Below are 25,994 nucleotides of genomic sequence, written 5' to 3'. Positions count from 1 at the left end.
ATTAATTCTCACTTATTAAAGCGACTTATCATGACCGAACAAACACCCGCACTAATTGGCTTTATCGAAAACGTAAAACAACATCAAGTCTTATGGGGCTTACAAGATGAAACAGGTGAAGGTTGGGTAGTATGTGACTCATCTGAATTTGAAGATACTGACGTAATGCCGTTGTGGTCAAGTGAATCTGCTGCAACAAGCCATTGCACTGAAGAATGGACAGATTATAAAGCCGTTTCAATCACGTTAACCGAATTTTTAGAATACTGGGTTGGCGACTTAAATGACGACGGTGTACTGATTGGTATTGATTGGGAAGCGGATCAAGAATGTGAAGAAATTGACCCAATCATATTAGCAAAAGAATTAGTCGACTTTGAGAAAGAATAATACTGCTCGCGGATAATTAACAATAAGCTACTCTTTTGAGTAGCTTTTTTATATAGAATGTTTACACCTATGCCTACATTAATTGATATTCCATTCGAGCAACGCCACACCTGTTGGTTTTGCACCGAGCCCTGTAGTGAACAATTTGACTACTACAGAATGGCACATACCCCACACCCATCACTGACGGTGCCCGCATGTAAAGAATGTTTAGGCTTTGCAAAAAAGAACCCATTAACCTCAATTTGGGATTGCCGTGATGCAGTTAAAGATCAATTAATGCATGTGTATCAAAAACATTTGGCTATTGGCATTAACTGGACCGAACAAGAGTTAGCTGAGTCTGAATTTGAATGCAAAATCTTTGGTGGTTTTAAAAAAAGTGCCTGGATGATGTACCAAATCGCGCAAAGCCGGATCAACGCCAAAGGTTGGCCGTTAAGCCTAGATGGTGTGCTACTCGATGGTGAAAACCACGACTCACAAACGGGTTTTGAATTTGACGATGTGAGATTTACCTCATTACCCAAGGCAATTGAACATTACAGCAATACATTGTCGTTAGACGCTCATTTTCTTAAACAATTAGTAACATTGCTCGGTAAGGCTAGGTTTGGGCATGCCATAAAGATAGCTAGGCTAAACATTGGTATCACGCGTGAACATCAACAGCGCATTATTGATGAACTCATCGAAGATGAGGATCAAATCTGATACCTATCTGAATAAATAAATGATCTGCGATCACGTAGGAAAATCACTTCGCACAAGGCAGAATTGGCAGCGAGGTCGTTGTTCTACCTTCAACATTTACAAAGAAGTGATAAGCGATTAACCAGTAAGCATAATCACATTTTTGTGCTAATTGGTATAACTTGCAGCTCATGCAATCAGTACCGTAATCGCAAGGTACAAGCGTCAATCAGTATCCAGCGAAGCTAAATTACACCGACAAAATAGCGCGTAAACGGTCTTGAACGACCCCCACTAACAAGTCAGGCTGAAACTTAGAGATAAACTCATTACAGCCCACCTTTTCAACCATTGCCTTATTGAAACTGCCACTGAGAGAAGTATTTAAAGTAATAAATAAACTGGCCATACGTGGATCTGCTCTTACTTCTGCGGTTAACTTATAACCGTCCATTTCAGGCATTTCAGCATCTGTTATCATCATTAAAAGCTCATCGGCGACATTTTTTCCGTTATCCGCCCAGCCTTGTAATAACCTAAGAGCTTGTAGGCCGTCAGAAGCTTCAATAATCTCAATGCCTAATTGTGATAATGTATCTCGTACTTGTTTTCTGGCAGTTGACGAGTCATCAACAATCAGTACTTTCCTACCGGGTAATTGTGGTACTAATGCCTCATCAAGTACCCCTTCCGATAAACTAATGTCGTAGTCAATAATCTCAGCAAGTACCTTTTCCACATCAATAATTGACACTAATTGCGTAACCCCATCTTGCTCAATTTTGGTAATTGCTGTCAGATAATTATGACCGCCCGATGTTTTCGGCGGCGGCATAATATCACTCCAGGTCATATTGATAATGTGCTCAACTTTACCCACTAAAAAAGCCTGCACACTGCGATTATATTCAGTAATAATCAGGTTACTGTCATCTGTAATGGGTCTGGGAGAAAAACCTATCGCTTCACGCAAGTTAATCACTGGAATAGATGTGCCTCTGATATTCGCTACGCCATAAATATTAGGGTTGCTACCTGGAAAAGTATTGATGTTAGGTAATTTCACCACTTCTTTTACTTTAAACACATTAATGGCAAACAACTGTGTAGAGCCAATGCGAAACAGCAACAACTCTAAACGGTTTTCACCAACTAACTTGGTGCGTTGGTCTACTGTATCGAGCACTTTTCTCATAACGCTATTCACCTCAAACTAAAATGTGTGTGCAACATATCGCACCAATCAACAGAGTAATTATACTTAAAAATTAACCATAAAGGAGTCAAAACCGTGATGGTTTCAACAAAAATACAAAATCTACGCACAACAAAATCATTTCCTGTACGAATTTCGTATAGTTAACGCTGTCACCATCATAAAACCAGACTTGCAAATGAATACCGCCATAAAACAGCGACTCGGGGGCTTTTCAAGCTAGGTTTGTCTGCAGGCACACACAAAGGCCTGCCTTTCAGCGTCGTAGAACCATTTACACTAGGACAGTACCTTGCTTGGCACAGGAAGCCCAATAGCGTGTTTGGATCACTCATTTGAGCGCAACAGGTCAAATGTCACCGCACAATACTATCGACAATGATAAAGTGGTTATCATCAATAACGGGTTTAAACAGGTTAAACAGCAATGGGACAGCGCTGAAGGTAAAGCGGATGTTATAGACGATGACCGATAATGGATGACTAAAAGCGTCTTTCTTTAGGCCCTTATATGGCGCTTAGCAACACCATAACATCATACAAAATTTTCAAGGCTTATACACTGACTCAACCCCCGATCATCACTGCGGCAGTAAAACAACAGTCCTCAAAAAGCTTAATGCACTTTCGATAAATGAAGACAAGCTGATTTGGGTGCTTCAAGATGATCGATAAAGTCAATCTTGGCGTATATTAAAACAGATACACTGTGTTAAATAATACTGAGGCTGTAATGATAATCCCAATTTTTCCTTTACCCATTTGCTTACTCCCACAGGGGTATACGCAATTGAGAATTTTTGAAGCACGATACAAACGATTAGTGTCAGAATCGCTCAAAAGTGGCCAAGGTTTTGGGCTTTGTATGCTATCTGACGATAAAAAGACCATTATGCCAATCGGTACACTGACTCAAATTGTTGACTTTGAAACCCTAGACGATGGCTTACTAGGTATTAGCGTTCAAGGCAAACAGACATTTAAAATCAATCAGATCGATGTAGAGCATGATGGATTAAAACGCGCCGACGTCACACTTATTGAGGGGTGGCCAAGCCATATTATTGAGCAAAATGCTGCACAGCCCCACATTAGGCCACTTGAGCGAGAAAAAGATAAACGTCTCAGTGAGACCTTAAAGCAACTATTACAGCAATACCCGCAACACTTAGCACATTACAACGAAAGTGATTTCAATGATATAAGCTGGGTATGCCAAAGATGGTTAGAGATCATTCCATTAACTGCAAGTCAAAAATACCAGTGCATTAATAACCATGATCATCTTTTGGCTAAATCTTTTCTGCTCGATATCATAAAATAATTGTCTATTTGATGATCTAATTCCGTCTATCACCCGTACTGGATAACAATAACCAGAGAAACAACAAAACTCGGTTGTTTACCGGCTGTACACATCGCATAAACATTATGCTTAATAGTGATTTACTGGATATGAGTGAAAAAATGGAAAATATTCAATCACAAAGTACGCAAACTCGTTATGATAAAGGAAATCTTTCTCTAAGATCTTCTACTAAACGAAATGGTGCTATGAATTCAGACGAACCCAATCCACTAACAGATGAGCTGGCTCATTTGATGTTGCAAGTCGCTAACAACCGCTGCAAAACATCATTTGCCAAACTTTTTTCGCACTTCGCTCCCAAAATCAATGCTTTTGGTGTGCAGCGATTAAGCCAGCAAGGCTTGGCAATGGACTTGGTTCAAGAAACCATGTCACGGGTTTGGACTAAAGCACACCTATACAACGCAGACAAAGCCGCTGTTAGCACTTGGGTATTTACTATCATGCGTAACCAGTGCTTCGATATGCTTCGCAAAGTCCAACACAATCGTGAAGACGCTTTTGGCGACGATATTTGGCCCCTATTCGAGTCTGACGATGCAGAAAATAACGACGACGATTTTTTATTATCTGCCAGCTTATTGCAACATGTTGAAGAGCTTCCACCATTACAACGTCAGGTCGTACAAGGTATTTATATGCAAGAGCTCACACAACAAGAGCTCGCAGATAAACTCAACATCCCAATTGGTACAGTTAAGTCAAGACTTAGACTCGGTTTAGAAAAGTTAAAAAGCTTTATGGAGAAACACTATGATTAATTACCATCCAGATCAGCATTTGCTGTCTCTCCATGCAAAAGGTGAGCTCCCGCTGTCAATGTCTATTGCCATCTCAGCACACGCCGAGCTTTGTGCTCATTGCCAACAGCAGCTCGAACAAATGACGATTGCCCTGTCTGAGCAGCAATTTGAGCAAGTCAATGCCAGCCAACATGTTTCCGAACACGCAGCAGACCTTGATTCACTACTCGGTCAGTTTCTGTCTTCTACACTCGACAACCTCGATGCTGACGATAATGCTGAGCAAGCACCAAACACTGTACCGGGCGATAACAGTGTCACCATCAAAGGCCAACATTACGTTTTACCGCGGGTGTTTAGAAAACAGATAAATGCTTCTTGGCAAGGTATTGGTAAAGTCAGTCGCTTACGGTTAGACACTGGAGAACCTCAGGCAAGAGCAAGTCTACTGCACATTGCAGCTAATGGAGAAATCCCTGAGCACACTCATAAAGGTTCAGAATTAACTTTGTTACTGGCAGGTGAGTTTAGCGATTGTTACAACACCTACAAACCAGGTGATTTTATGCTGCTCGATCAAGACCATGAGCATTCGCCCAAAACAACTGAAGGTTGCTTGTGTTACACCATAGTCGATGCACCGCTTTATTTTACCAAAGGTATCAGTAAGTTACTTAACCCCATTGGTGACTTACTTTATTAGTCAATGCCATATTTAATCGCGATGACTCTGTTGTCGCGGTTAAATATTCTGGGATGTAGCAGGTTTTGTGTTAGCTGTTTAGGGCTTAATTGCACATTTACAGCTAATGTTAGCGGTAATTTGTCTTATTTTCGAAAAACGTTGTTGCTAAAAAAGAAAAGTGAGTATAGAATCAACGAAGATTTAGATAATCTTGTTAATTTTGGTACCTACCTGTAAGTCTGCTCAACTTCCTTCGTAAACCCAAGACAAGCTTCTGTACAGTGTTATTACTTATGGCATGGCAATTGTGTTAGCAACACGCTACACACGTAAACGTCATACCCTTGTAATATAACTGTGTTCAACTTATAAAATTAAGTGTACGTGTTTATACAATTATTGGGTTTTATTACCTTAATCAATTATTTATATCACAACACTTGATTAGTGAGTTCAGAATAGGTTAAGTTAAATCTCGACAAGTTAATCTTTTGCACCACTAAAAATGCCAAGGATATTTTATTGAACAATTATCTCACCTAAGGGTGATTAGCAAAAATAAGGAGTGTGGCATATGTCATACAACATCAACGGTCACGAAATTTCAGTTAGCTTTCCGGTTAATTCAATTTCATCAAACAAAAACTCAATTGCTTTTACCGACAGCCTAGGTAAAAACAAAAAAACCTTTTCAAAACGTACTGAAGCATTAAACTTCATGAAATGGTTAATCTCTGCAAATAAGTAATACTCCTAACGCTCAGCGTTAATCATTTGCTCTGTTATTTAATAAACTCATTTCTCGGTATTCTCCTCTCACTTACCGATGTTTATTAAAACAGAGCAAAATGAATTATCTCACTTATCAACTCACCTATTTGTCACAACATTTTACACATTCATGAGTCAGCTAATCACAACCAAATTTGCGTTGGTATCTTGATAACATACTCTGATTACCCAGCACACCACCTTGATGTAAATACAAAATATCTCCCTGCCACTGTGGATTACTCGCTAAAAACGCTTTTAGTACTAAAAAACCAACCGGGTCATACACAAGCTCAAATTCTATCCCTTGTGAACAAATCGATTTCCACATATCAAAGCAACGTTGCGTTAATTTGCCAAAATGATATTTATGACCATCATTCAACACTCGCGGAAAATAAACTTGGTCAATTAATGAAGAAAATTGCTTTAATAAATAGTCATCCCCCCCAACAGTGCTGCATGTTAATACTTCAATATTCACATTCTCAGAACATGCATTATGCGGCCCGGTAAAACGCTGTGATAATTTTTTAGGTAACTGTAGTTTAAGTTGTTTACTTAAATAAGCTGCTGTTGTGCCGGTTCCCGATGGTAAAAATACAGCCAGATTTTTTTTGTTGTTAGTAATAACCCAATCAATAATTTCAGCGGCCAAAAAACTTAAACCAAATTCAGCATAACCACAACGCCCTCCTTCAGGAATATGCAATACAGACGCGTTGTTCTGATAATGTTGTGCAACAATATGCTCCATCACCTCATCTAAGTGCTTACCTTTATATTGCTCAGCAAGACTTAATTGGCTGATATCAATAATCCGAGTGCCATTAGCTAACGCCGCTGCATAGTTGCCTTGTGGGTGATTAATCAGATGCTGATTAAGATGACTGACATAATAATCACATTGCCAGCCACGTTGTTTTGCCAATACAGACAAAGAATATAACGAATTAGCCTGTGCAGAGCCGCTAGCCACTAATTGTGTTACCGGTGAAAAGTCATGAGACAAAAAATAATGAAATTTACGCGCCTTGTTGCCACTAAAATCGGCATGTAATAAATCATCACGTTTTACATAAATACGTTTTTGCTCAAATATCATTTCGTGTACAGGGCTAGGCGTAAACATGTTAAACCTCAAGATTGCTTAGTGTGAGCATTTTAACTAAAAAATGATAAAACTCACCGATAGATTTTATTAATGACTCAGTTTGTCTTGTTAAACCGCAAACAAACAAATAAAAAACCATTAATATCATAAAGATAAAAATGTGGCACAAAAATGGCTATATCTTTGTCATATTGGCTATTAAAAAGGATTAAAAATGTCTCTTTTACGTTTATTGTTTAATATTGCTTGGTTTGTATTAGGCGGTTTTATAATGGGCTTGGCGTGGTGGCTTGCCGGACTCTTATGTTTTATCAGCATTATTGGCATTCCATTTGGGCGTGCGTGTTTTGTAATTGGTGAAATGGCGTTTTGGCCATTTGGCCAAGAAAGTGTCAATCGTAAACACTTAACAGGTCATGAAGATCTTGGCACAGGCAGTTTAGGGTTGATCGGAAATGTTATTTGGTTCCTGTTCTTTGGTATTTGGTTAGCGATTGGTCATTTAGCCCATGCGCTGGCCTGCTTTGTGACGATTATTGGTATTCCATTTGCGATCCAGCACATAAAATTGGCACTGTTGAGCCTAACCCCAATAGGCCAAACCGTCGTAACCAAACCAGTATAAACTCACGTCGACTCGAGAGCCGATAACAGCATGTTGTCGGCTTTTTCCTTTGCGAATGATAATATAAACCACAGTATTGTTTATAAAAGAGTCATACATGAAATATTGGTTAATGAAGTCCGAACCCGATGACATCAGCATTGATGATTTACAGCATAGCCCGCAACAAACCATGTCATGGCAAGGGATCCGAAATTATCAAGCTCGCAATTTTATTCGCGATGAGATGAATACCGGTGACAGCGTGTTGTTTTATCATTCTAGCTGTAAAGTGCCTGGTGTTGTAGGTATAGCCACTGTGGTTAGCCAACCACAACGTGATGACACGGCATTGGACCCTCAATCTCGCTATTTTGACCCAAAGTCAGATCCTAGTAAACCACGTTGGTGGCAAGTGGATATTCAATTTACGGCAAAACTCAATCATATCGTCAGTTTACAGCAACTCAAGAGTGACCCTGTTTTACGGGACATGGTATTGGTCACCAAAGGTGCGCGGTTAAGTGTTCAACCTGTCACCGCTGAGGAGTTTTGCCATATTGTTTCGCTCGGCCAATAATCAATAAGCATGGCGTAAAAAAGGTGACTTAATCAAGTCACCTTTTGCTAGCAAACCATAGCTTAACCATTACGCATTAATTAATCATACGTCCTATACCACCTAGCACAGAACCTTCTCCTTGATCTTTACCACCACTCGACGGGGCGTGAGCAATAATACGATCAGCCATACGGGAAAACGGTAAACTTTGTAGCCATACCGTACCATGGCCTTTCAATGTCGCGAGAAATAATCCCTCTCCACCAAACACCATAGATTTTAATGAACCTGCACGCTCTATGTCATAATCGATGCCAGGTGTGAAGCCCACCAAACAGCCGGTATCAACCCGTAAGGTTTCGCCGCGTAGTTCTTTTTTAATTAACGTGCCACCCGCATGCACAAAAACCATGCCATCGCCTTTAAGGCTTTGCAAAATAAAACCTTCTCCGCCAAAAAAGCCCACACCAAGTCGTTTGTTAAATGTCATGGTAACTTGGGTGCCTAATGCTGCAGCTAAAAAGCTGTCTTTTTGGCAAATAAGTTCCCCTTGATGTTCAGCAAGGTCAATCGCTAAAATGGTACCTGGAAACGGTGCTGAAAATGCGACTTTACGTTTTTGATGCCCTTCATTAGTAAAGTGCGTCATAAAAATCCCTTCACCTGAAATTGCACGTTTTCCCGCGCCCCATAACTTACCAAAAAAGCCTGACTCAGGTTCAGAACCATCGCCCATTTTGGCTTCAAATGAAATATCCTCTTCAAGGTATGTCATGGCTCCAGCCTCAGCAACTACAGCTTCATTGGGGTCTAGCTCTATTTCAACCAATTGCATGCTAGTGCCAATAATTTCATAGTCGACTTCGTGGCATTTTCTGATCATTTTTTGCTCCTTTAAAATGAATAAACCCGGTATTTGACATCTTTACGACCTCATTAACTTAGGTTAGCAAGGAGTCGCTGATTTGCCCATGTTAACTTTGTGACATAATATGTCTGACCTGTGTTGTGTATTCTCAATCACCCTTTAGCCTAAACCTGCCCCACTCACACCGCTTTGTTGCTCCTGATACAGAGCAAACTCTTGTAAAATAAGTTCAGTAAATAACTGCCCTGCTCGGCCTAAAGGCCGCTCTAGTGTAGACACTAATTGTGGCGTGAAACTAAAGCGATTACCGCCAATAAAATCAATAGGGGTTAGCTGACCGTTAGCAAGTTCTTCCGTAATTAAAAAGTCAGGCATCCAACCAAAACCTAAGCCTTTTAACAGCGCATTTTTTTTCATGATAAAACCAGAAAGATAAAACACCTTATCGCCACCAAATTGCATCTCATCACGTGCACGTTTACCTGGCGATGAATCTTCAATTGTCAGCTCAACATGTTGCTGCAGTTCAGGCAGACTGATACTGCGTGATTGACTTAAAGGGTGCATAGGTGAAGCCACCAGCACACTGGTAACCGTAGGTAGTGGCTTCGGATGGTAAGATGGCCCTGTACGGTAGTCTTTAACTAACATTAAATCGGCTTGATCGCGTTCAAATCGATGTTGTACTCCACCTAAAAACTCCATATTCAATTGAATTTTAGTGGGAATATTATGCTCTGACATTCGTTTTAAGGCGCTCATGATTGGCTCCATAGGTAAAGCGCCATCAATAACTAGCTCAAGCTTTGGCTCCCAGCCTTGGCTGAATCTGCTAGCAAGATGTTCTATGTTTGCTAAATGCTGCAATAAACGCTGGCCTTCAGCCAATATCACCTTTCCTTCTGCTGTTAACTCCGCGCGGTAGTGGTCGCGATTAAATAACGTGACCCCTAAATGCTGTTCTAGTTTTTTAACTTGATAGCTCACCGCCGACTGAGCTTTATGTAAACGTTCAGATGCTTTAGAAAAACTGCCTTCTTCAACAAGAACTTGCAGCACATTAAAGGCATCAATATCAATCCGCATGACAGCTCCAGTGTCTTGTTATCAATACACTTATGTAAAGATAACAAGACCATCTAATAATTCGATTAAGTTAAGCTTTTTATTATTCTTTTTTTTGTGGATCTTTACCACTAAATTGTTAATAAGATCACACATTGGTTTGCCAAGTGCGTTTAGGCCATAACAAAAATCAACATATCGCCGCGCAGCAGACAGCCGATACATCACAGGAATATTCAATGCCATTCTATGTTAAGCAAGGCCAAATCCCGACTAAGCGCCACATTGCCTTCGAAAAAGACAATGGTGAGCTTTATCGTGAAGAACTGTTCTCAACTCACGGTTTTTCAAATATCTATTCCAACAAATATCACCATAACATGCCCACAAAAGCGATAGATGTTCAGCCCTATGCATTAGGTCATGGCGAACAATGGCATGATCCACTGATCCAAAATTACAAGCTCGACTCACGCCAAGCAGATTGCCAAGGCAATTTTTTTAGCGCCCGCAATAAAATATTTTTTAATCATGATGTTGCCATGTATACCGCTAAAGTAACTGAACCAACAACTGAGTTTTATCGCAATGCCTATGCTGACGAAGTCATCTTTATCCACGAGGGTGAAGGTCAGTTATTAAGCGAATACGGTGTCATTAACACTCAAAAATGGGATTACCTGATCATTCCGCGCGGCACCACTTATCAATTAACCTTTAATGATTACCAAAACGTGCGCTTGTTTGTGATCGAGTCAGCATCAATGGTAGAAGTCCCAAAACATTTTAGAAATGAATACGGCCAAATGCTCGAGTCTGCGCCCTATTGTGAGCGCGATATTCGTACGCCGACATTAACAGAAGCAGTTGTTGAAAAAGGTGAATTTGCCTTAGTGTGTAAATTTGGCGAGCGTTATCAACAGATGATACTGCAATGGCATCCTTTTGATCTCGTTGGTTGGGATGGTTGTGTGTACCCATGGGCGTTTAATATTACTGAATACGCCCCTAAAGTCGGCAAAATTCATTTACCTCCGTCAGAGCACTTAGTCTTTAGTGCACACAACTTTGTGATTTGTAATTTTGTGCCACGCCCATACGATTTTCATCCTAAGTCGATTCCTGCCCCCTATTACCACAACAACATCGACAGCGACGAAGTGCTCTATTACGTCGACGGCGACTTTATGAGTCGTACCGGTATTGAAGCAGGCTATATGACATTGCATCAAAAAGGTGTCCCCCATGGCCCACAACCAGGGCGCACCGAAGCCTCAATTGGCAAAACAGACACATACGAATACGCAGTGATGGTCGATACCTTCGCCCCACTCAATTTAACCACCCATGTTAAACATTGCATGAGTGCTGACTACAACCGTTCTTGGTTAGAAAACTAAGATGTAATTTAACTAACCCAAGTCACCAAAGAGTGATGGCGTGTTGACAGAAAATAAAGGAAAACAAAATGGCTAGCGAACTTAATCCACTGGGGCTTTTAGGTATCGAATTTACTGAATTTGCCAGCCCAGACACTGAATATATGCACCAAGTCTTTATTGATTTTGGATTTTCGATGTTAAAAAAAGCCAAAAATAACGACATCGTCTACTACAAACAAAACGACATTAACTTTTTGCTCAATAAAGGTCGCACTGGCTTTTCTGCTGAGTTTGCTAAATCCCATGGTCCGGCAATTTGCTCAATGGGCTGGCGTGTAGAAGATGCTCAGTTTGCCTTTACAGAAGCAGTTAATCGTGGTGCTAAACCCGCTGATGATGCAAACAAGGACATGTCCTACCCGGCAATTTATGGTATTGGCGACAGCTTAATTTATTTCATCGACACCTTTGGTGAGCAAAACAATATCTATCAAACTGACTTTATCGATTTAGACCAACCGGTTGTCACGCCCGAAAAAGGCTTTATGGAAGTTGATCACTTAACCAACAATGTCTACAAAGGCACCATGGAAAAATGGGCTAACTTTTATAAAGATATCTTTGGTTTTACTGAAGTTCGTTACTTTGACATTAGCGGCGTGCAAACTGCACTTGTGTCTTATGCATTACGTTCACCAGATGGCAGCTTTTGTATCCCAATCAACGAAGGTAAAGGCAATAACAACAACCAAATTGATGAATATTTAGGTGAATATAACGGCCCTGGCGTACAACATTTAGCCTTTAGAAGCCGTGATATTGTTGCTTCATTAGATGCAATGGAAGGCACATCAATCCAAACGTTAGATATTATTCCTGAATATTACGACACCATTTTCGAGAAACTACCACAAGTGACTGAAAATCGTGAACGTATTAAGCATCATCAAATTTTAGTCGATGGCGATGAAGACGGTTATTTGCTGCAAATTTTCACTAAAAACTTATTTGGCCCTATTTTTATTGAAATCATTCAACGTAAAAATAACCTAGGCTTTGGTGAAGGTAATTTTAAAGCGTTATTTGAGTCCATTGAACGCGATCAAATGAAACGAGGTGTGTTGTAACCAATCGGTATATTTTGAGACATAAAAACCAGCAAAGTGCTGGTTTTTATCATGTTAGGTCATTACACTCTGCGCTCTATATCGTTTATCTAAGACTCATACTATGCCAGATTACGCCTTACTTGCCGTGTTTATTCCCACGTTCTTTTTTGTTTCTATTACTCCTGGTATGTGCATGACACTGGCCATGACTTTAGGCATGAGCATTGGGGTACGTAAAACATTATGGATGATGCTCGGTGAGCTTGTTGGCGTTGCACTGGTTGCCATTGCTGCAGTACTTGGTGTTGCCAGCATTATGCTCAATTACCCCCAAATATTTGATTTATTAAAATGGGTTGGCGGCGCCTATTTAATGTATATCGGCATTAATATGTGGCGCGCCAAAGGCAAAATGGCGGTCATTGACAGCACGCAAGTCAGTACCCGCCGAGTCAGCTTAATCAGCCAAGGGTTTATCACCGCCATTGCTAATCCTAAAGGGTGGGCATTTATGATTTCGTTACTGCCACCGTTTATCAATGTTGACAAACCGGTGGGGCCGCAACTTGCAGTGCTATTAAGCATTATAATGCTAACCGAAAGCCTATCAATGCTAGCCTATGCCAGTGGCGGTAAAAGTTTACGCTTGTTTTTAAGCCGCGGCGATAATATCCGCTGGATGAACCGTATAGCCGGCAGCTTAATGATGCTTGTGGGGGTGTGGCTTGCGCTTGATTAGTATTGGACTTTGTCAGCAATAAAAACCGCGGTTATTGGCACGTTGTTTTATAAGGCAATTGCGCTGTCATCTGCTGCATATAAAGCCCTATATGGTGCTGTTCCTGCTCACAAAAATCAGCAATTGCATCACCAAAGCCTTGATGCTGAATAATATGACTTGAATAGGTCAAAACCGGATAAAACCCTCTGGCCACTTTATGTTCACCTTGGGCACCGGCATCAAATACACTTAACTGATTGGCAATGGCATACTCGATCCCCTGATAATAACAAGCCTCAAAGTGCAAACCATCATACTCGGTTAACGCCCCCCAATAACGACCATATAAATGACTATCTGAGATAAAATAAAGCGCAGAGGCCACAAGTTGATTTTGACTATTCTCAACCAATAACAAGCGAATAGACTCCCCCATCGTCGCAGCGACTAATAAAAAGAAGTCAGCCGACAAATACCCTTGATGGCCAGAACGCTTTAAATATGTGCGTTGATAACATTGCACAAACCCTTGCCACTGCTCGGGGCTGGCTTTATTTCCCTCAACAAAAGTAAATCGTAATTGTGCCTGCTGAATTTGGGCTCGTTCTTTAAGGATATTTTTGCGTTTTCTCGAACTCATATTGCCAAGAAAATCATTAAAATCGCTATAGCCATGATTATGCCAATGGAATTGACACCCCAAACGCGAGATAACAGAAGAGTTTAGCCACATGTTATGTTGTGACTGCAAATTGAACAAACCGTGCCAAGATGACCAATGGCGATCAACAAGCTGTTGGCGAATAAACTGGCCTACTTGGTTAATGACATCTTGTTTTTCATTTTCGCTAAGAAAAGGCGCAAAGCCAATACGCTGTCCAGTGGTGGGGGTAAATGGAATACTCGTGACAATTTTAGGGTAATACTCTAATTGATTACGCTCAAATGCCTCAGCCCAAGCCCAGTCAAACACATATTCTCCCCATGAGTGAGTTTTAATATACATCGGCATCAAACCAATCAAGGTATCACCCTGGCTCACGACTAAATGCTGTGGTTGCCAGCCCGTGTTGGGGCTAACACAGTGGCTTAATTCTAATGCGGATAAATATTCATGACGAGTAAATGGATGAGAAATGCCAAAGAAAGCATTCCAGTCAGATTTTTTTATCTCGCTAATAGTATTCACAAATCTGAATTGATAAACTGCTGCTTTCATTTGTTCCACTGACTGCCCACCTGTAAAGACTAAATTGTTCTAGTTAAAATCTCATACCAATTGTCGCCATCATGTGGCATGTTCTACAACATAATCAAATAAATAAACACCAAGGATTGATCGTGAACCGACTCCCTAAACTCAAACCACTGTTGCTCAGCGCTGCATTATCACTCACCCTTTGCTACCCGGCCTTTTATAGTACGACCTCTTATGCCAATGATATCTCGATTTTCAGTGAAATGGCGACCGCACAGCCAATTTATGCCAAACATGGCATGGTCTCTAGCCAAGAAGCAATAGCAAGCCAAATAGGTGTAGACATTTTAAAACAAGGCGGTAATGCTGTAGACGCCGCAGTGGCGGTAGGTTATGCCCTAGCCGTTACCTTGCCAAGAGCAGGTAATATAGGTGGTGGTGGCTTTATGTTAGTGCATTTAGCTGAGCAAAAGAAAACCATTGCTATCGACTACCGCGAAACGGCACCAGGTAAAGCACATAAAGATATTTTTTTGGATGAACACGGGAATGCGGTCAATAAACTGAGCCGTGAGCATGGTTTAGCCGTTGGTGTGCCTGGTACTGTTATGGGTATGGAACTTGCCTTAACAAAATACGGAACCATGAACCTAAAACAAGTGATAACCCCAGCCATTTCACTCGCCAAAGACGGTATTGTTGTCACCTCAGACTTATCTAATTCACTCAGTGGCCTTAAATCGCGAATAGCTCAATGGCCAAGCTCAGCAAAAATATTCTACCGCCCAGATGGAAGCGATTTTCAGGTTAATGACATCCTGAAACAACCTGAGCTGGCTCATTCATTATCACTTATAGCAGAAAAAGGCAGCCAGGGCTTTTACCATGGAGAAACGGCTAAAAAGATTGTTACAGCTGTACAAGATGCTGGCGGCGTAATGAGTTTAGAAGATTTAGCCAATTATAAAGTGGTTGAGCGTGAACCTGTACGCGGTACTTATCGAGGCTACGAAATTGTGTCAATGCCACCACCATCATCAGGTGGTATTCACATTATTGAAATGCTCAATGTGCTCGAAAAGTTCCCAATTGATCAGTTAGGGCATAACACGGCAAATACCTTGCACCTTATGGCAGAAACAATGAAGTATGCCTACGCTGATCGCAGTGAGTTTCTTGGCGATCCCGATTTTGTCAATGTGCCTGTCAAACAGCTTATTAGTCGCGAATACGCCAGTACCATTGCGGATAAAATCGCCATTAATAAAACCACGCCGAGCAGTGAAATAAAACCCGGAAACCTCGCCGGATATGAAAGTGATCAAACGACCCATTATTCAGTCGTAGACCAATGGGGCAATGCAGTTGCAAATACCTATACACTTAACTTTAGCTACGGCTCAGGTTTAGTGGCCGAAGGGACTGGGATTTTATTAAATAACGAGATGGACGATTTTTCAGTTAAACCAGGTACACCTAATGGGTATGGTTTAATTGGTGGGGATGCAAATGCGGTTCAAGGCAATAAACGGCCATTAAGCTCAATGAGCCCAACGATAGTCATGAAAGACGGGAAACCGTTTTTAGTGACTGGCAGTCCCGGTGGTTCGCGAATTATTAACATTACACTGCAAATCATCATGAATGTAATTGATCATAAATTGAATATTGCAGAAGCAACTGCCGCAGCGCGGATCCACCATCAATGGCAACCTGACTTTATTTGGGCAGAACACACATTGAACCGCGATACTATCTCACTGCTTGAAGCCAAAGGTCATCAAGTCAAAACTCAGGAATCTATTGGCAGTACTCAATCGATTATGGTGACTGAACAAGGTCTTTTCGGCGCGTCAGATCCACGCCGTGCAGGTTCAGCGGCAGTAGGACACTAAAAATAAAGGTACGCTAAGCACATTATTAATGGCGACTGATGAGCAGTCGCCATTATTGAGACTCAATTGTTATGGTATGCAAACTTAAAGATATAAATAAACAATCGCGGCATTTTAAGCACAATTTTATTTCTAGCCACGTTCAAATTAAACACTTTCATAAAAAACAGTAAACACGCCATGTTTTTACAACTCATATAAATCTAATATTTTCAATGGATTAAACCAGCTTTTTATTAATTTAAATTACTCACCTTTTTATATTTAAACAACAATAAATTGCATTCTTGTCATCAATGTCCATACTTACTGCAACCTAGAGTAAAACTAGGTTTTTATTAGTAATTTCATCCAATTTTTTTAAATGATATTATTAACTTGTCGCCAACTTGCTATGAAAAGGTACTATGCAACTCACTCATTTAAAAATAAGGCATAGAATTGCCCTGCTCACCATAGTCGCTATTGTGTCGTTTGTGATTTCATTAATCATTAACAACCAAACAGGCGACCAAAATGCCCAACGATTAAATGGCATCCAAAACCAACTCTACCCTGCGCTTAATTTAGCGACGGTTAACCAAGGTCTGTTATTACAACTCGATCAAACTATCCAGTCTGCGATTACCACAGGTGAAGAAGACAGTTTAGACATTGCGGCAAAAATGGTGAAAGACATCACTGACAATCTAACTGAGTTGTCAGTATTACTGCCATCAGAGCTCAGCCATGTTCAACAACAAAAAAACGAGTTAGCGCTTTATCATAATAACGCCAAAAGTTTGGCTGCAGAATTTCTTAAAGATGATGTTGATTTCAGTAAAATACAAACGCAAGCCGCTGAAAATGCCAAACGCTATCAAGGGTTAGTGAAACAGTTTATTGACAAAAAACAAGCCTACTCAGAGCAATTTGAACAGCAAATCCAAACAACAATATCCAGTAGCGAGCAAGCAGAAAACAGTGTATTGCTCGTCGGTGTCGTGGCAACCCTAGTAATGATAGCCGTCGGATTATTGGTTAATCGCTCTATTATCAGCACAATTGATAGTGTGACTCAATCGCTAAGAAATATCTCTGAAGGTGAAGGCGATTTACGCTCTCGGATACAGTACCAAGGTAAAGATGAGATTGCCGAACTTGTTTACTGGTTTAATCAATTTATTACTAAACTTCAATCATCTATTGCCGATACTAAGCACACAACAGAACACTTAAATGAAGTAGCGCTAAGCTTATTAAATGGTAGTCAACAAAGTGGTATCAATGTTGAGCAGCAAAATGCGGCAATTGAACAAATATCGCATGCAATGAAAGAAATGTTTGTGAGCGTAACCCATATTGCAGAATACGCTTCCAGCGCAGCATTAGAAGCTGAAAACGCAAATACTGAGGCCAAAAAAGGCTTTGTGATAGTTAATGATGCCGTTGCTACCATAAAAACCTTGGCCAATGAAGTACAAACCACTGCGGTAGTCGTTAATCAATTAGACGCCTTTACCCACAAAGTGAATGGCATCCTCGACACCATACGCAGCATTGCAGACCAAACGAATTTATTAGCACTCAATGCCGCCATCGAAGCAGCAAGAGCAGGTGAACATGGCAGAGGGTTTGCGGTCGTAGCCGATGAGGTAAGAACACTAGCTTCACGCACACAAACCTCAACTCAAGAGATACAAACGGTATTAAAAGAACTGACAACGACATCAAAACAGGCCGTTGATGCTATGCAAAGAGGTATTGAAACTGCTGAAAAAGGGGTTCAATCAACGTCAACAGCAGGTGATGCTTTAACCAGTATTACCAATAAAGTCAGTGCAATATCAGAAGTAAACGATCAAATTGCCGCAGCCACAGAAGAGCAACATAATACGTCAGTATTAATTCAGCAATATGTGGCAGAGATGGAAAGCAGTGCGCAAAAAGTCAGGGCGACAACAACGGATATGGGCGGCATAAGCGTCGATATCCAAAACGTAAGTGAAAAACTGCAATTTATCACAAACCAATTTAAGGTTTAATTAAATTGTCGGCGAGAACCATTATAAAAATGAGCCTTTTAGGCGAATGATGAGTAATAACCAGGAGTCACAACATGAAATTTAATTTGAAAGCGTTGCCTGTCGCAATTTCCATTGCAATGGCACCGAGTATTGCTCTGGCTGACGACGCTGATGCAAAAATTGCCAAATTAGAACAGCAAATTCAAGCATTACAATCTCAGCAAAATGCAAACCTTAAAGATAAAGTGAAACTGAATGGTTTTATCAGTGGTGCTTATATTAGCTCTGATAATGATGCAGGCTATAACAGTGCTGACACGAGTGCAAACTTCAGTGAAGACAGCAAAGTTGGTTTACAAGCCACATTCGATATTTCTGACCGTACTCAAGCTGTATTACAGTTAATGATGCGTGGCGAATACGACTGGGAAGTTGAAGCCGAATGGGCATATTTATCTCACCGTTTTGAAAATGGAGTTAAACTTCGTGGCGGTAAACTACGTGTGCCCTTATACATGTATTCAGACTACCTAGACGTTGGCTACGCACAGCCCTTTGCGCGTCCGCCAGAAGAAGTGTACGGCGCTGTGCCATTCTCATCATATACCGGTGGTGGTGTATCGTATGATGTTGATTTGGATGACTCAACATTAACAATGCAAATGTTTGGCGGCGAATCTAAAGTGAAAAGTACTGGCACTGATGTCAGTAACCTCATCGGCGCCAACGTCAACTGGACAGATGAAACATGGACGTTACGTGCAGTGTACGGTCAAGCCAAATTTGATGGCAGTGTAACAAGCGAAGCCGATTATACCGTTCTGCAACTTGTTGACGATACCGGCTCGTTCACAGGTGTAGGTGCAAGTTATGATAACGGTGAAGTCATTGCCATTACCGAATGGACACGCATTGAAGTTGATGCAGCCTACCCTGATACGGACTCAGGTTATTTAACATTAGGTTACCGTATTAAAGAATTTACGCCTTATGTCACTGTTGCTTACATGAAAACCCAAGATAATGACGAGCGTTTACCATTATCTCAAGCAGCAGCCATTCAAATGATAGCCTTCAATGCGGAACGTATGGCATACAGCTTAGGCTTGCGTTGGGATGCTATCGATAACGTTGCGGTTAAGTTTGATATTACCTATGCCGATGATTTTGGTGACACCTCAGGTGGATTCCTCAATAACAGCCTTGACACAACAACAGGTAAATTCATTTACGATGACACCTTAATCTACACCGTTAAATTTGACGCAGTATTCTAAGGAGTGTCTAAATGAAAACGTTACTTAGTGTTTTAGCAATCAGCTTATCTGCTATTGTTTCTGCCAATGCTGCCGTGGTAGTCATTGGTAATCCAGCGGCTGGCAATTTGTCAGCAAATGATGCCAAAAAAGCTTTTTTAGGTAAAGGCGACTCCTCTGTTGTTGTGTATGAGCTTGAAGAAGGCAACCCCACACGCAGTGAGTTTCATCAAGCTGTAACGGGTAAATCTGATTCTCAATTAAAAGCTTTTTGGTCAAAACAGGTTTTTACTGGTAAAGGAAACCCACCCGCCACGGTTCCAAGTGCTGCTGCAATGAAATCTGCTGTAGCAAGTAACCCAAATGCTATTGGTTATATCGATGAAGCTGATGTCGATGCGACAGTTAAAGTGATTTTAAAACCGTAATATAATTTGCCATCAATGCAATGATATTATGGTTAAATAAACCGAGTAACACTTATGTTACTCGGTTTTTTATTGCCTTAATGAAAGCGTTTACATCAATGTAATTACTACAGACATATTCGTTAAATATACTTTCGGCGAAGACTCATTTCACCACCAATAATATATTAACCGTTAGAATACTTACGCTCTATTTATGAATAGTTAACAGTTAAACAATTTATTTTATTCATGTTTTAAATTCATAATTAATTATGAATTTAAAATATACACTTTAACTTACTTATATTTAACGCTATAAAAATAAACTCTTCAATAGTATAAACACCACTAATTACGCCTAACAATTGAGCACTCTCACTTATTAATCGACTTAATTTAGCGTTTCATCACAATTTATTCACGAATTATGCTTATAATCACGACCGTGTTTTCATTTTATTATCAAAATAGGTAAATGATGTTAACGCTACATAAGGGACACACGACAAAATATGTCCCGGGGTCAAATAAAAAGAGAGAGAATTATGCTAAATAAAAAAATACTTGCTGTTGTGGTTGCATCCACTCTGGGGCTAGGCGCTTGCGGATCCAATGACAGTAAAGATACAGTGGCGGCAGACATTAAATTACGTGTTATGGAAACCACTGATTTACATACTAATATGATGGATTACAACTATTATTCTGGTAAAGAGGATAAAACCATTGGTTTGGTTCGCACCGCCAGTTTAATTAATGCGGCGCGCGCTGAAGTGACTAACTCTGTATTAGTGGACAACGGTGACTTATTACAAGGTAGCCCAATGGGTGACTATGTTGCTAATAAATTTAAAACCGACAGCAATATGCTTACCGATACTCACCCTGTTTATAAAGCGATGAATACGCTTAGCTATGACGTGGGAAATATTGGTAACCATGAGTTTAACTATGGTTTATCATTTCTAGAGCAATCCTTAGACGGTGCTAACTTCCCTTATATTAATGCTAACGTCATTTGTGCTGACAAAGACGGCTGTTGGGATGATGTGTTATTTAATGAAAACATGTTTACCCCATATATTATCAAAGATAAAGTTGTTACTGACGTTGACGGTAATGAACATACCATTAAAATTGGTTACATCGGGTTTGTTCCACCGCAGATTTTACAGTGGGATAAGGCAAACTTAGACGGAAAAGTAGAAGTACTGGGCATTGTTCAAGCGGCAAATAAATTTGTACCACAAATGAAAGCCGAAGGCGCTGATATTATTTTAGCCATTCCCCATTCAGGTATCGGCTCAAGCGAAAACCCTGGTGATCCATGGGCAGAAAACGCCACTTATGCATTAACCAATGTTGACGGTATTGATGCTATTTTCTTTGGCCATAGCCACTCTGTTTTCCCATCAGCAACGTACAGCGACTTACCAAATACAGATGTAGACAAAGGTTTATTAAACGGTATACCAGCCGTCATGCCGGGCCGCTGGGGAGATAACTTAGGTGTTATCGATTTAGTCTTACGTCAAGTAGAAGGAAAATGGATTGTCATTCATGAAGAATCAACAGCGAAAGCACGTCCAATCTATGACAACGCAAATAAAGTTGCCTTGGTTGAAGGTGAATCAAGCTTACGTGATGCAATAGAAGTTGAGCATAACGGTACTATTGATTATGTCAGTCAGCCTATTGGTGTTGCCGCAGCAGACATGTATAGCTTCCTCACCTTGGTACAAGATGATCCTACGGTTCAAATTGTCTCTAATGCACAAATTGCGCGCGTTAAAGCCTTAATCACGGATGATTTAAAAGACCTACCCATTCTATCAGCTTCTGCACCGTTCAAAGCCGGTGGACGTTATGCTGAAGGTGATGCAAGCCAATATGTGCAAGTAGATGCTGGTAACTTGTCTTACAAAAATGCCGCTGATTTATACCTTTACCCAAATACTATGGTAGCGGTTAAAGCAACGGGTGCTGAACTTAAAGATTGGCTAGAATGTTCAGCTAACCAATTTAATCAAATCGACCCTACAATCAGCACACCACAAAACTTGATTAACCGTGCAGGTCATCCGACCTATAACTTTGATGTGATTGATGGCTTAACGTATAAAATTGACGTTACCCAACCAAGTAAGTTTGATCGCAGTTGTGTTGTTGTTAATGCAGAAGCAAACCGCATTGTTGACCTAGCCTACACGGCTCCAGACGGGACTGTGATTACCGGTGATGAATTAGCTGCGATGTCATTTATTGTCGCATCAAATAACTACCGTGCCTTTGGAGGATCGTTTGCTGGAACAGGTTCTGATCACGTTGTACTAGAACTGCCAGACACCAACCGTGATGCACTATCGGCTTATATTACAGAGCAATCACAACCTAATGCTGCTGGCGGCTATGACGCAATGGTTGACCCATCTGCTGATTACAACTGGGACTTCAAAACAATCGACAATGCCACTGTGGCCTTAGATATTCGTTTTGAAACCCAAGACAGCGAAATTGCTGACAAATTTGTGGCAGAAAATCAACAACGTAAAATGGTAAAATTACCCGCAAGTGACACCGTTGTGGCCGGTTTTGCCATTTACAGTATTGACTTAACCACCCCTGTTTCAGCTCAATAACCCTAACCACAAAGTACAAAAAGGCGCTAACCGCGCCTTTTTTATTGTCTAAAAACTACGATTCGATTTCAAATAAATGACCCATTTTCTGAATATGGGCTAATGGCACATGGTGTCGATTGCGCTCAGCACATAATTGCTGATGCTGTGCATCCTTAGGCTGCCCCACCAATACCACCCTGATCTGATACCCTAAAGCCTTGGCTGCCGCTTCATAGGCCATAAACTCCCATTTAGCGACATTGGTATTGTCACAAATCACCACAGGTTCTGCGCGAGCCATAGCATTAATAAAAGCGGTTAAATTGGCTTGATGATATTGCGCCAATTTTTGCGGATTAAATTGGTATAGCCCATTTTCCATGAAATAATCATCAGTCGAAAAATAACCATACTGACGAATGTGTAAAGACTGCTCAATGCCTAATGCATTAATATACTGCTCCACCCAGTAAGATTTACCACTGCCCGGCAAACCCCGCATAATAATCGCTACGCAGGGTTTAGCGGTATTATTCATTAATTGTGTCACTGCTTATCACCTTCCCCGCTAAAATCTGCTCAACTAATTGCGGCACTACTTCACCTGCTTTACCGGTAAAATGGTATTGAAACTGACTGTGTCTATCTGCAGTCAATAAATTCACCTCTACCGTTTGTGCACCATGATGATTTGCCGAGTCGACAAAACCAGCTGCAGGATACACGGTCCCCGAAGTGCCAATCGCAATAAATAAATCGCAACGGTCTAACGCATCATGGATTCTATCCATACCAAATGGCATTTCACCAAACCACACAATATGTGGCCGTAATCGCCGTGCGGGGATGCAACAAGTACAACAATTATCAACACCAAAAGGTTCACGTAATATAAACGTCTGTAAAGACTGCGGACAACGTCCTTTAGAAAGCTCACCGTGCATGTGCAAAAGTCGACGTGATCCCGCACGCTCATGCAAATCATCCACATTTTGCGTAATCACTAATAGTTCGCCATCAAATTCAGCTTCAAGCTTTGCTAATGCTAAATGGGCGGCATTAGGCTCAACACCGCCACCATGTAGTTGTTGCCAGCGGGTATTATAAAAACGTTCAACTAACTCAATATCGCGAGCATAACCTTCGGGCGTGGCGACATCTTCAATGTGATGCTCTTCCCACAATCCATGTTGATCTCTAAAGGTTTTAATCCCTGACTCAGCTGATATCCCCGCGCCGGTCAGGACCACAATTTGCCGATACATGTTAGGTCCTTTTTATTCTTGTAGTTGATTTTTATATCTGAGTTTACAGTATCACTTTTTACAAAATCGCATGATGAAAAAAGGCAATTATTGCGTTAAAAAACCATTTTTTTCAAAAAACCATCATATCTTAACAACCACTGGACACAATAATCCCTTAGTATAAGTAAGCTTATTGCAGCAATTTTAGTGATTTAGCGCAAAAAATATGAAATAAGTATGTGTTTGACTAAATATTTTGTTTATAAGTTGATTAACCGTGTTAAGAGGTTTATGTTTTTAACTTCAAGACATATAATGATTAGATTATCCACCGATGAACCGATGGGTTCTGCAATCAAGAGATTAGCAATGACAGATGGAAATCAAGCGCTCAAAAAAGCCGGATTAAAAATAACCCTGCCGCGAGTTAAAATTCTAGAACTGATGCAAGATCCAGAAAATCAGCATATCAGTGCCGAAGATTTATACAAAAAGTTACTCGAAGTGGGCGAAGAAATAGGCCTAGCGACAGTTTATAGAGTATTAAACCAATTTGATGATGCGGGTATTTTAAACCGCCACCATTTTGAAAGTGGAAAAGCTGTGTTTGAAATGTCGACACAACAACACCATGATCATTTAGTGTGTTTAACTTGCGACAAAGTAATTGAATTTACAGATGAAGTTATTGAGCGTCGCCAAGACGAAATAGCAATGCGTCATAATATCAAACTGACTCACCACAGCTTATACCTTTATGGACACTGCACTAACGACACTTGTGATCACGCAGACGAATAGTCTATTCGTATTGTAAAAGAGCCAGCACTGTTGCTGGTTTTTTATTGCCCATGGCTTATGCAAACCGCATTAGCATGTGCTCTTAGCGAGCATTACCAGTGCGGTATTTAAGCCAGTGTTTTGTAGGCATACTCTGCCAGACAACGGCTCCTGCGTTAATTCGTTAAAACAGCCTAAAAACCACGCTGATTAATTCGCCCTTCTGACTGTGTCACAAACCCCATTACGGCTTCAAATGACCTTGCTATAGATGACAGCACCTACAATGATTATTATTGTAATAGGGTCTAAAATCGATCTCATTATAATCAGTATTGAGGTTAGTTATTAGATTAACCACGTCAGCCATAAACTAAAGCTCAACACTGATAACAACGTAGACAATACAACCGTACTGCCTAATGTTGCTTGATGTTGCTTAATTTCGGTGGCAATCAGATAAGCATTAACACCTAATGGTGAGGCACTTAACAACACAAGCATCGTGGTATTTTGGGACGATAATTGCAACACCTGCATCGCCATGACATACACTAAGGCGGGTAACAATAGTATTTTTAACCCACTGGCGATTAATGCCAAGCGCCAATGCTCACCTATGCGATAAAAACTCAGATTTGCACCCAAAACAAATAAGGCGCATGCAAGTGCGGGCTTGGCTAATAATGCTAAGCCTTCATCAAGTTGTTGACCTAATTCAATACTCAAACCATTTGCGACAAGGCCTAAACTGATACTTAACACGACCGGATTTAACACCATAGATCGTGTAAATTTACGCCAGGAAAACCCTTGCTGTTGCGAGCGAGCAGCCAACACAAAAGTCAGTGCAAATAAAAATGCACTGTGAAAAGTAATGATCATAAATATTGAGCCAATCATTGCTTTGCCTAGTGCCGCAGTAATGACCGGCAAGCCAACAATAACGGTATTAGAATAACTGCAGCCTAACGCATAAATGGCACTAGCATCACTATTACGCTGTGCTATAGGACCAATATATCGATTAATTTGGTAACCGATTGCAAATACCAGTAACACAGGAATGTAAAAAGCCAATAAGGAATACGGATCAATACTTTGCGCCAATGGCGCAGCTAACATATTGGAAAATAAAAACGCAGGAATACTGACATAAAAGGTAAATTTACTGATCCCGGCAATATGTTCTTTACTGAAAAAGCCCACACGAGTCAGACCATAACCAAGTGTAACCATAAACATAATCGGAAAAATAATATTCACTATGGCCATCAATGCTATCCACA

The 25,994-nt window shown here is 40.6% G+C and carries 26 protein-coding genes; 18 read left to right on the top strand and 8 right to left on the bottom strand.

From position 1 onward, the window contains the following. Window positions 1–30: 30 nt before the first annotated feature. Complete coding sequence (locus L2703_RS05495) at window positions 31–390, top strand: DUF2750 domain-containing protein (RefSeq protein WP_248970123.1); 360 nt, start codon at window positions 31–33, stop codon at window positions 388–390. A gap of 69 nt (window positions 391–459) precedes the next feature. Then, entirely contained in the window at window positions 460–1,104 is a 645-nt protein-coding gene (locus tag L2703_RS05490; protein ID WP_428848645.1) for a hypothetical protein, read from the top strand. A gap of 229 nt (window positions 1,105–1,333) precedes the next feature. Here the strand turns inward: L2703_RS05490 and L2703_RS05485 are convergent, their stop codons facing one another. Continuing rightward, window positions 1,334–2,278: a chemotaxis protein CheV gene (locus L2703_RS05485; RefSeq protein WP_248970121.1), complete on the bottom strand. Its 945-nt coding sequence runs from the start codon at window positions 2,276–2,278 to the stop codon at window positions 1,334–1,336. A 356-nt stretch (window positions 2,279–2,634) separates the two neighbouring features. Here L2703_RS05485 and L2703_RS05480 point away from each other — a divergent pair, with 356 nt between their 5' ends. The 5 genes from L2703_RS05480 to L2703_RS05460 all read left to right on the top strand — a co-directional run bounded on the left by L2703_RS05480 (window position 2,635) and on the right by L2703_RS05460 (window position 5,844). Next, complete coding sequence (locus tag L2703_RS05480; RefSeq protein ID WP_248970120.1) at window positions 2,635–2,775, top strand: hypothetical protein; 141 nt, start codon at window positions 2,635–2,637, stop codon at window positions 2,773–2,775. A gap of 257 nt (window positions 2,776–3,032) precedes the next feature. Further along, on the top strand, window positions 3,033–3,623 hold the full coding sequence (locus L2703_RS05475) for an LON peptidase substrate-binding domain-containing protein (RefSeq protein ID WP_248970119.1): 591 nt from the start codon (window positions 3,033–3,035) through the stop codon (window positions 3,621–3,623). Between the two features lie 143 nt (window positions 3,624–3,766). Then, window positions 3,767–4,429 (top strand): sigma-70 family RNA polymerase sigma factor, encoded by a 663-nt coding sequence (locus L2703_RS05470; protein ID WP_248970118.1) that lies wholly within the window; start codon window positions 3,767–3,769, stop codon window positions 4,427–4,429. Further along, a complete protein-coding gene (locus L2703_RS05465) occupies window positions 4,422–5,114 on the top strand; it encodes a ChrR family anti-sigma-E factor (RefSeq protein ID WP_248970117.1) in 693 nt (230 codons plus the stop codon). The genes L2703_RS05470 and L2703_RS05465 overlap by 8 nt, the downstream gene beginning before the upstream one ends. A 556-nt stretch (window positions 5,115–5,670) precedes the next feature. Continuing rightward, window positions 5,671–5,844, top strand: coding sequence for a hypothetical protein (locus L2703_RS05460; RefSeq protein ID WP_248970116.1), 174 nt, complete (start codon window positions 5,671–5,673; stop codon window positions 5,842–5,844). A gap of 162 nt (window positions 5,845–6,006) precedes the next feature. On the opposite strand, the gene L2703_RS05455 is transcribed toward L2703_RS05460, so the two are convergent. Continuing rightward, window positions 6,007–6,999, bottom strand: coding sequence for a 1-aminocyclopropane-1-carboxylate deaminase/D-cysteine desulfhydrase (locus L2703_RS05455; protein ID WP_248970115.1), 993 nt, complete (start codon window positions 6,997–6,999; stop codon window positions 6,007–6,009). A gap of 196 nt (window positions 7,000–7,195) precedes the next feature. Here L2703_RS05455 and L2703_RS05450 point away from each other — a divergent pair, with 196 nt between their 5' ends. Beyond that, on the top strand, window positions 7,196–7,606 hold the full coding sequence (locus L2703_RS05450; protein WP_248970114.1) for a YccF domain-containing protein: 411 nt from the start codon (window positions 7,196–7,198) through the stop codon (window positions 7,604–7,606). Between the two features lie 97 nt (window positions 7,607–7,703). Beyond that, window positions 7,704–8,165 carry an EVE domain-containing protein gene (locus L2703_RS05445; RefSeq protein ID WP_248970113.1) on the top strand — a complete coding sequence of 154 codons (462 nt, stop codon included), beginning with the start codon at window positions 7,704–7,706 and terminating at the stop codon, window positions 8,163–8,165. Between the two features lie 76 nt (window positions 8,166–8,241). On the opposite strand, the gene L2703_RS05440 is transcribed toward L2703_RS05445, so the two are convergent. Together L2703_RS05440 and L2703_RS05435 are read right to left on the bottom strand one after the other, a co-directional pair. Beyond that, entirely contained in the window at window positions 8,242–9,030 is a 789-nt protein-coding gene (locus L2703_RS05440) for a TIGR00266 family protein (RefSeq protein WP_248970112.1), read from the bottom strand. A gap of 144 nt (window positions 9,031–9,174) precedes the next feature. After that, a complete protein-coding gene (locus L2703_RS05435) occupies window positions 9,175–10,101 on the bottom strand; it encodes a LysR family transcriptional regulator (protein ID WP_248970111.1) in 927 nt (308 codons plus the stop codon). A 218-nt stretch (window positions 10,102–10,319) separates the two neighbouring features. Between L2703_RS05435 and L2703_RS05430 the strand changes: the two genes are divergently transcribed. The 3 genes from L2703_RS05430 (at window position 10,320) to L2703_RS05420 (ending at window position 13,310) form a co-directional block, all read left to right on the top strand. After that, window positions 10,320–11,480 (top strand): homogentisate 1,2-dioxygenase, encoded by a 1,161-nt coding sequence (locus L2703_RS05430; protein ID WP_248970110.1) that lies wholly within the window; start codon window positions 10,320–10,322, stop codon window positions 11,478–11,480. A 68-nt stretch (window positions 11,481–11,548) separates the two neighbouring features. Next, window positions 11,549–12,589, top strand: a complete 1,041-nt coding sequence (hppD, locus tag L2703_RS05425; RefSeq protein WP_248970109.1) for a 4-hydroxyphenylpyruvate dioxygenase — start codon at window positions 11,549–11,551, stop codon at window positions 12,587–12,589. Window positions 12,590–12,692: 103 nt separating this feature from the next. Further along, window positions 12,693–13,310, top strand: a complete 618-nt coding sequence (locus L2703_RS05420; protein WP_248970108.1) for a LysE family translocator — start codon at window positions 12,693–12,695, stop codon at window positions 13,308–13,310. Window positions 13,311–13,341: 31 nt separating this feature from the next. Here the strand turns inward: L2703_RS05420 and L2703_RS05415 are convergent, their stop codons facing one another. Continuing rightward, window positions 13,342–14,511: a GNAT family N-acetyltransferase gene (locus L2703_RS05415; protein WP_248970242.1), complete on the bottom strand. Its 1,170-nt coding sequence runs from the start codon at window positions 14,509–14,511 to the stop codon at window positions 13,342–13,344. 122 nt (window positions 14,512–14,633) lie between these two features. On the opposite strand from L2703_RS05415, the gene ggt reads away from it, so the two are divergent. From ggt to L2703_RS05390, 5 genes are all read left to right on the top strand, one after another. Continuing rightward, window positions 14,634–16,385 (top strand): gamma-glutamyltransferase, encoded by a 1,752-nt coding sequence (gene ggt, locus L2703_RS05410; RefSeq protein ID WP_248970107.1) that lies wholly within the window; start codon window positions 14,634–14,636, stop codon window positions 16,383–16,385. A 407-nt stretch (window positions 16,386–16,792) separates the two neighbouring features. Beyond that, window positions 16,793–18,409, top strand: a complete 1,617-nt coding sequence (locus tag L2703_RS05405; protein WP_248970106.1) for a methyl-accepting chemotaxis protein — start codon at window positions 16,793–16,795, stop codon at window positions 18,407–18,409. A 74-nt stretch (window positions 18,410–18,483) separates the two neighbouring features. Further along, window positions 18,484–19,668 carry a porin family protein gene (locus L2703_RS05400; RefSeq protein ID WP_248970105.1) on the top strand — a complete coding sequence of 395 codons (1,185 nt, stop codon included), beginning with the start codon at window positions 18,484–18,486 and terminating at the stop codon, window positions 19,666–19,668. Window positions 19,669–19,679: 11 nt separating this feature from the next. Next, the gene (locus L2703_RS05395; RefSeq protein ID WP_248970104.1) at window positions 19,680–20,075 is read left to right on the top strand and encodes a type 2 periplasmic-binding domain-containing protein; all 396 of its coding nucleotides are present in this window, start codon (window positions 19,680–19,682) and stop codon (window positions 20,073–20,075) included. 527 nt (window positions 20,076–20,602) lie between these two features. Next, window positions 20,603–22,696 (top strand): bifunctional 2',3'-cyclic-nucleotide 2'-phosphodiesterase/3'-nucleotidase, encoded by a 2,094-nt coding sequence (locus L2703_RS05390; protein WP_248970103.1) that lies wholly within the window; start codon window positions 20,603–20,605, stop codon window positions 22,694–22,696. Window positions 22,697–22,751: 55 nt separating this feature from the next. Here L2703_RS05390 and L2703_RS05385 read toward each other — a convergent pair whose 3' ends face one another. Together L2703_RS05385 and cobB are read right to left on the bottom strand one after the other, a co-directional pair. Beyond that, a complete protein-coding gene (locus L2703_RS05385) occupies window positions 22,752–23,216 on the bottom strand; it encodes an ATP-binding protein (RefSeq protein WP_248970241.1) in 465 nt (154 codons plus the stop codon). After that, a complete protein-coding gene (gene cobB, locus L2703_RS05380) occupies window positions 23,209–23,943 on the bottom strand; it encodes a Sir2 family NAD+-dependent deacetylase (RefSeq protein WP_248970102.1) in 735 nt (244 codons plus the stop codon). Before cobB ends, L2703_RS05385 begins: the two co-directional genes overlap by 8 nt. A gap of 351 nt (window positions 23,944–24,294) precedes the next feature. Between cobB and fur the strand changes: the two genes are divergently transcribed. Next, window positions 24,295–24,726, top strand: a complete 432-nt coding sequence (fur, locus tag L2703_RS05375) for a ferric iron uptake transcriptional regulator (protein WP_248970240.1) — start codon at window positions 24,295–24,297, stop codon at window positions 24,724–24,726. Window positions 24,727–25,053: 327 nt separating this feature from the next. On the opposite strand, the gene L2703_RS05370 is transcribed toward fur, so the two are convergent. Next, entirely contained in the window at window positions 25,054–25,980 is a 927-nt protein-coding gene (locus L2703_RS05370; protein ID WP_248970101.1) for an AEC family transporter, read from the bottom strand. Between the last annotated feature and the right edge of the window lie 14 nt (window positions 25,981–25,994).

The sequence above is a fragment of the Shewanella basaltis genome, from assembly GCF_023283885.1.
GTDB classification, from domain to species: domain Bacteria; phylum Pseudomonadota; class Gammaproteobacteria; order Enterobacterales; family Shewanellaceae; genus Shewanella; species Shewanella basaltis.
Note: the sequence above shows the minus strand (reverse complement) of the source record. Positions and strands in the feature narration are given on the sequence as shown.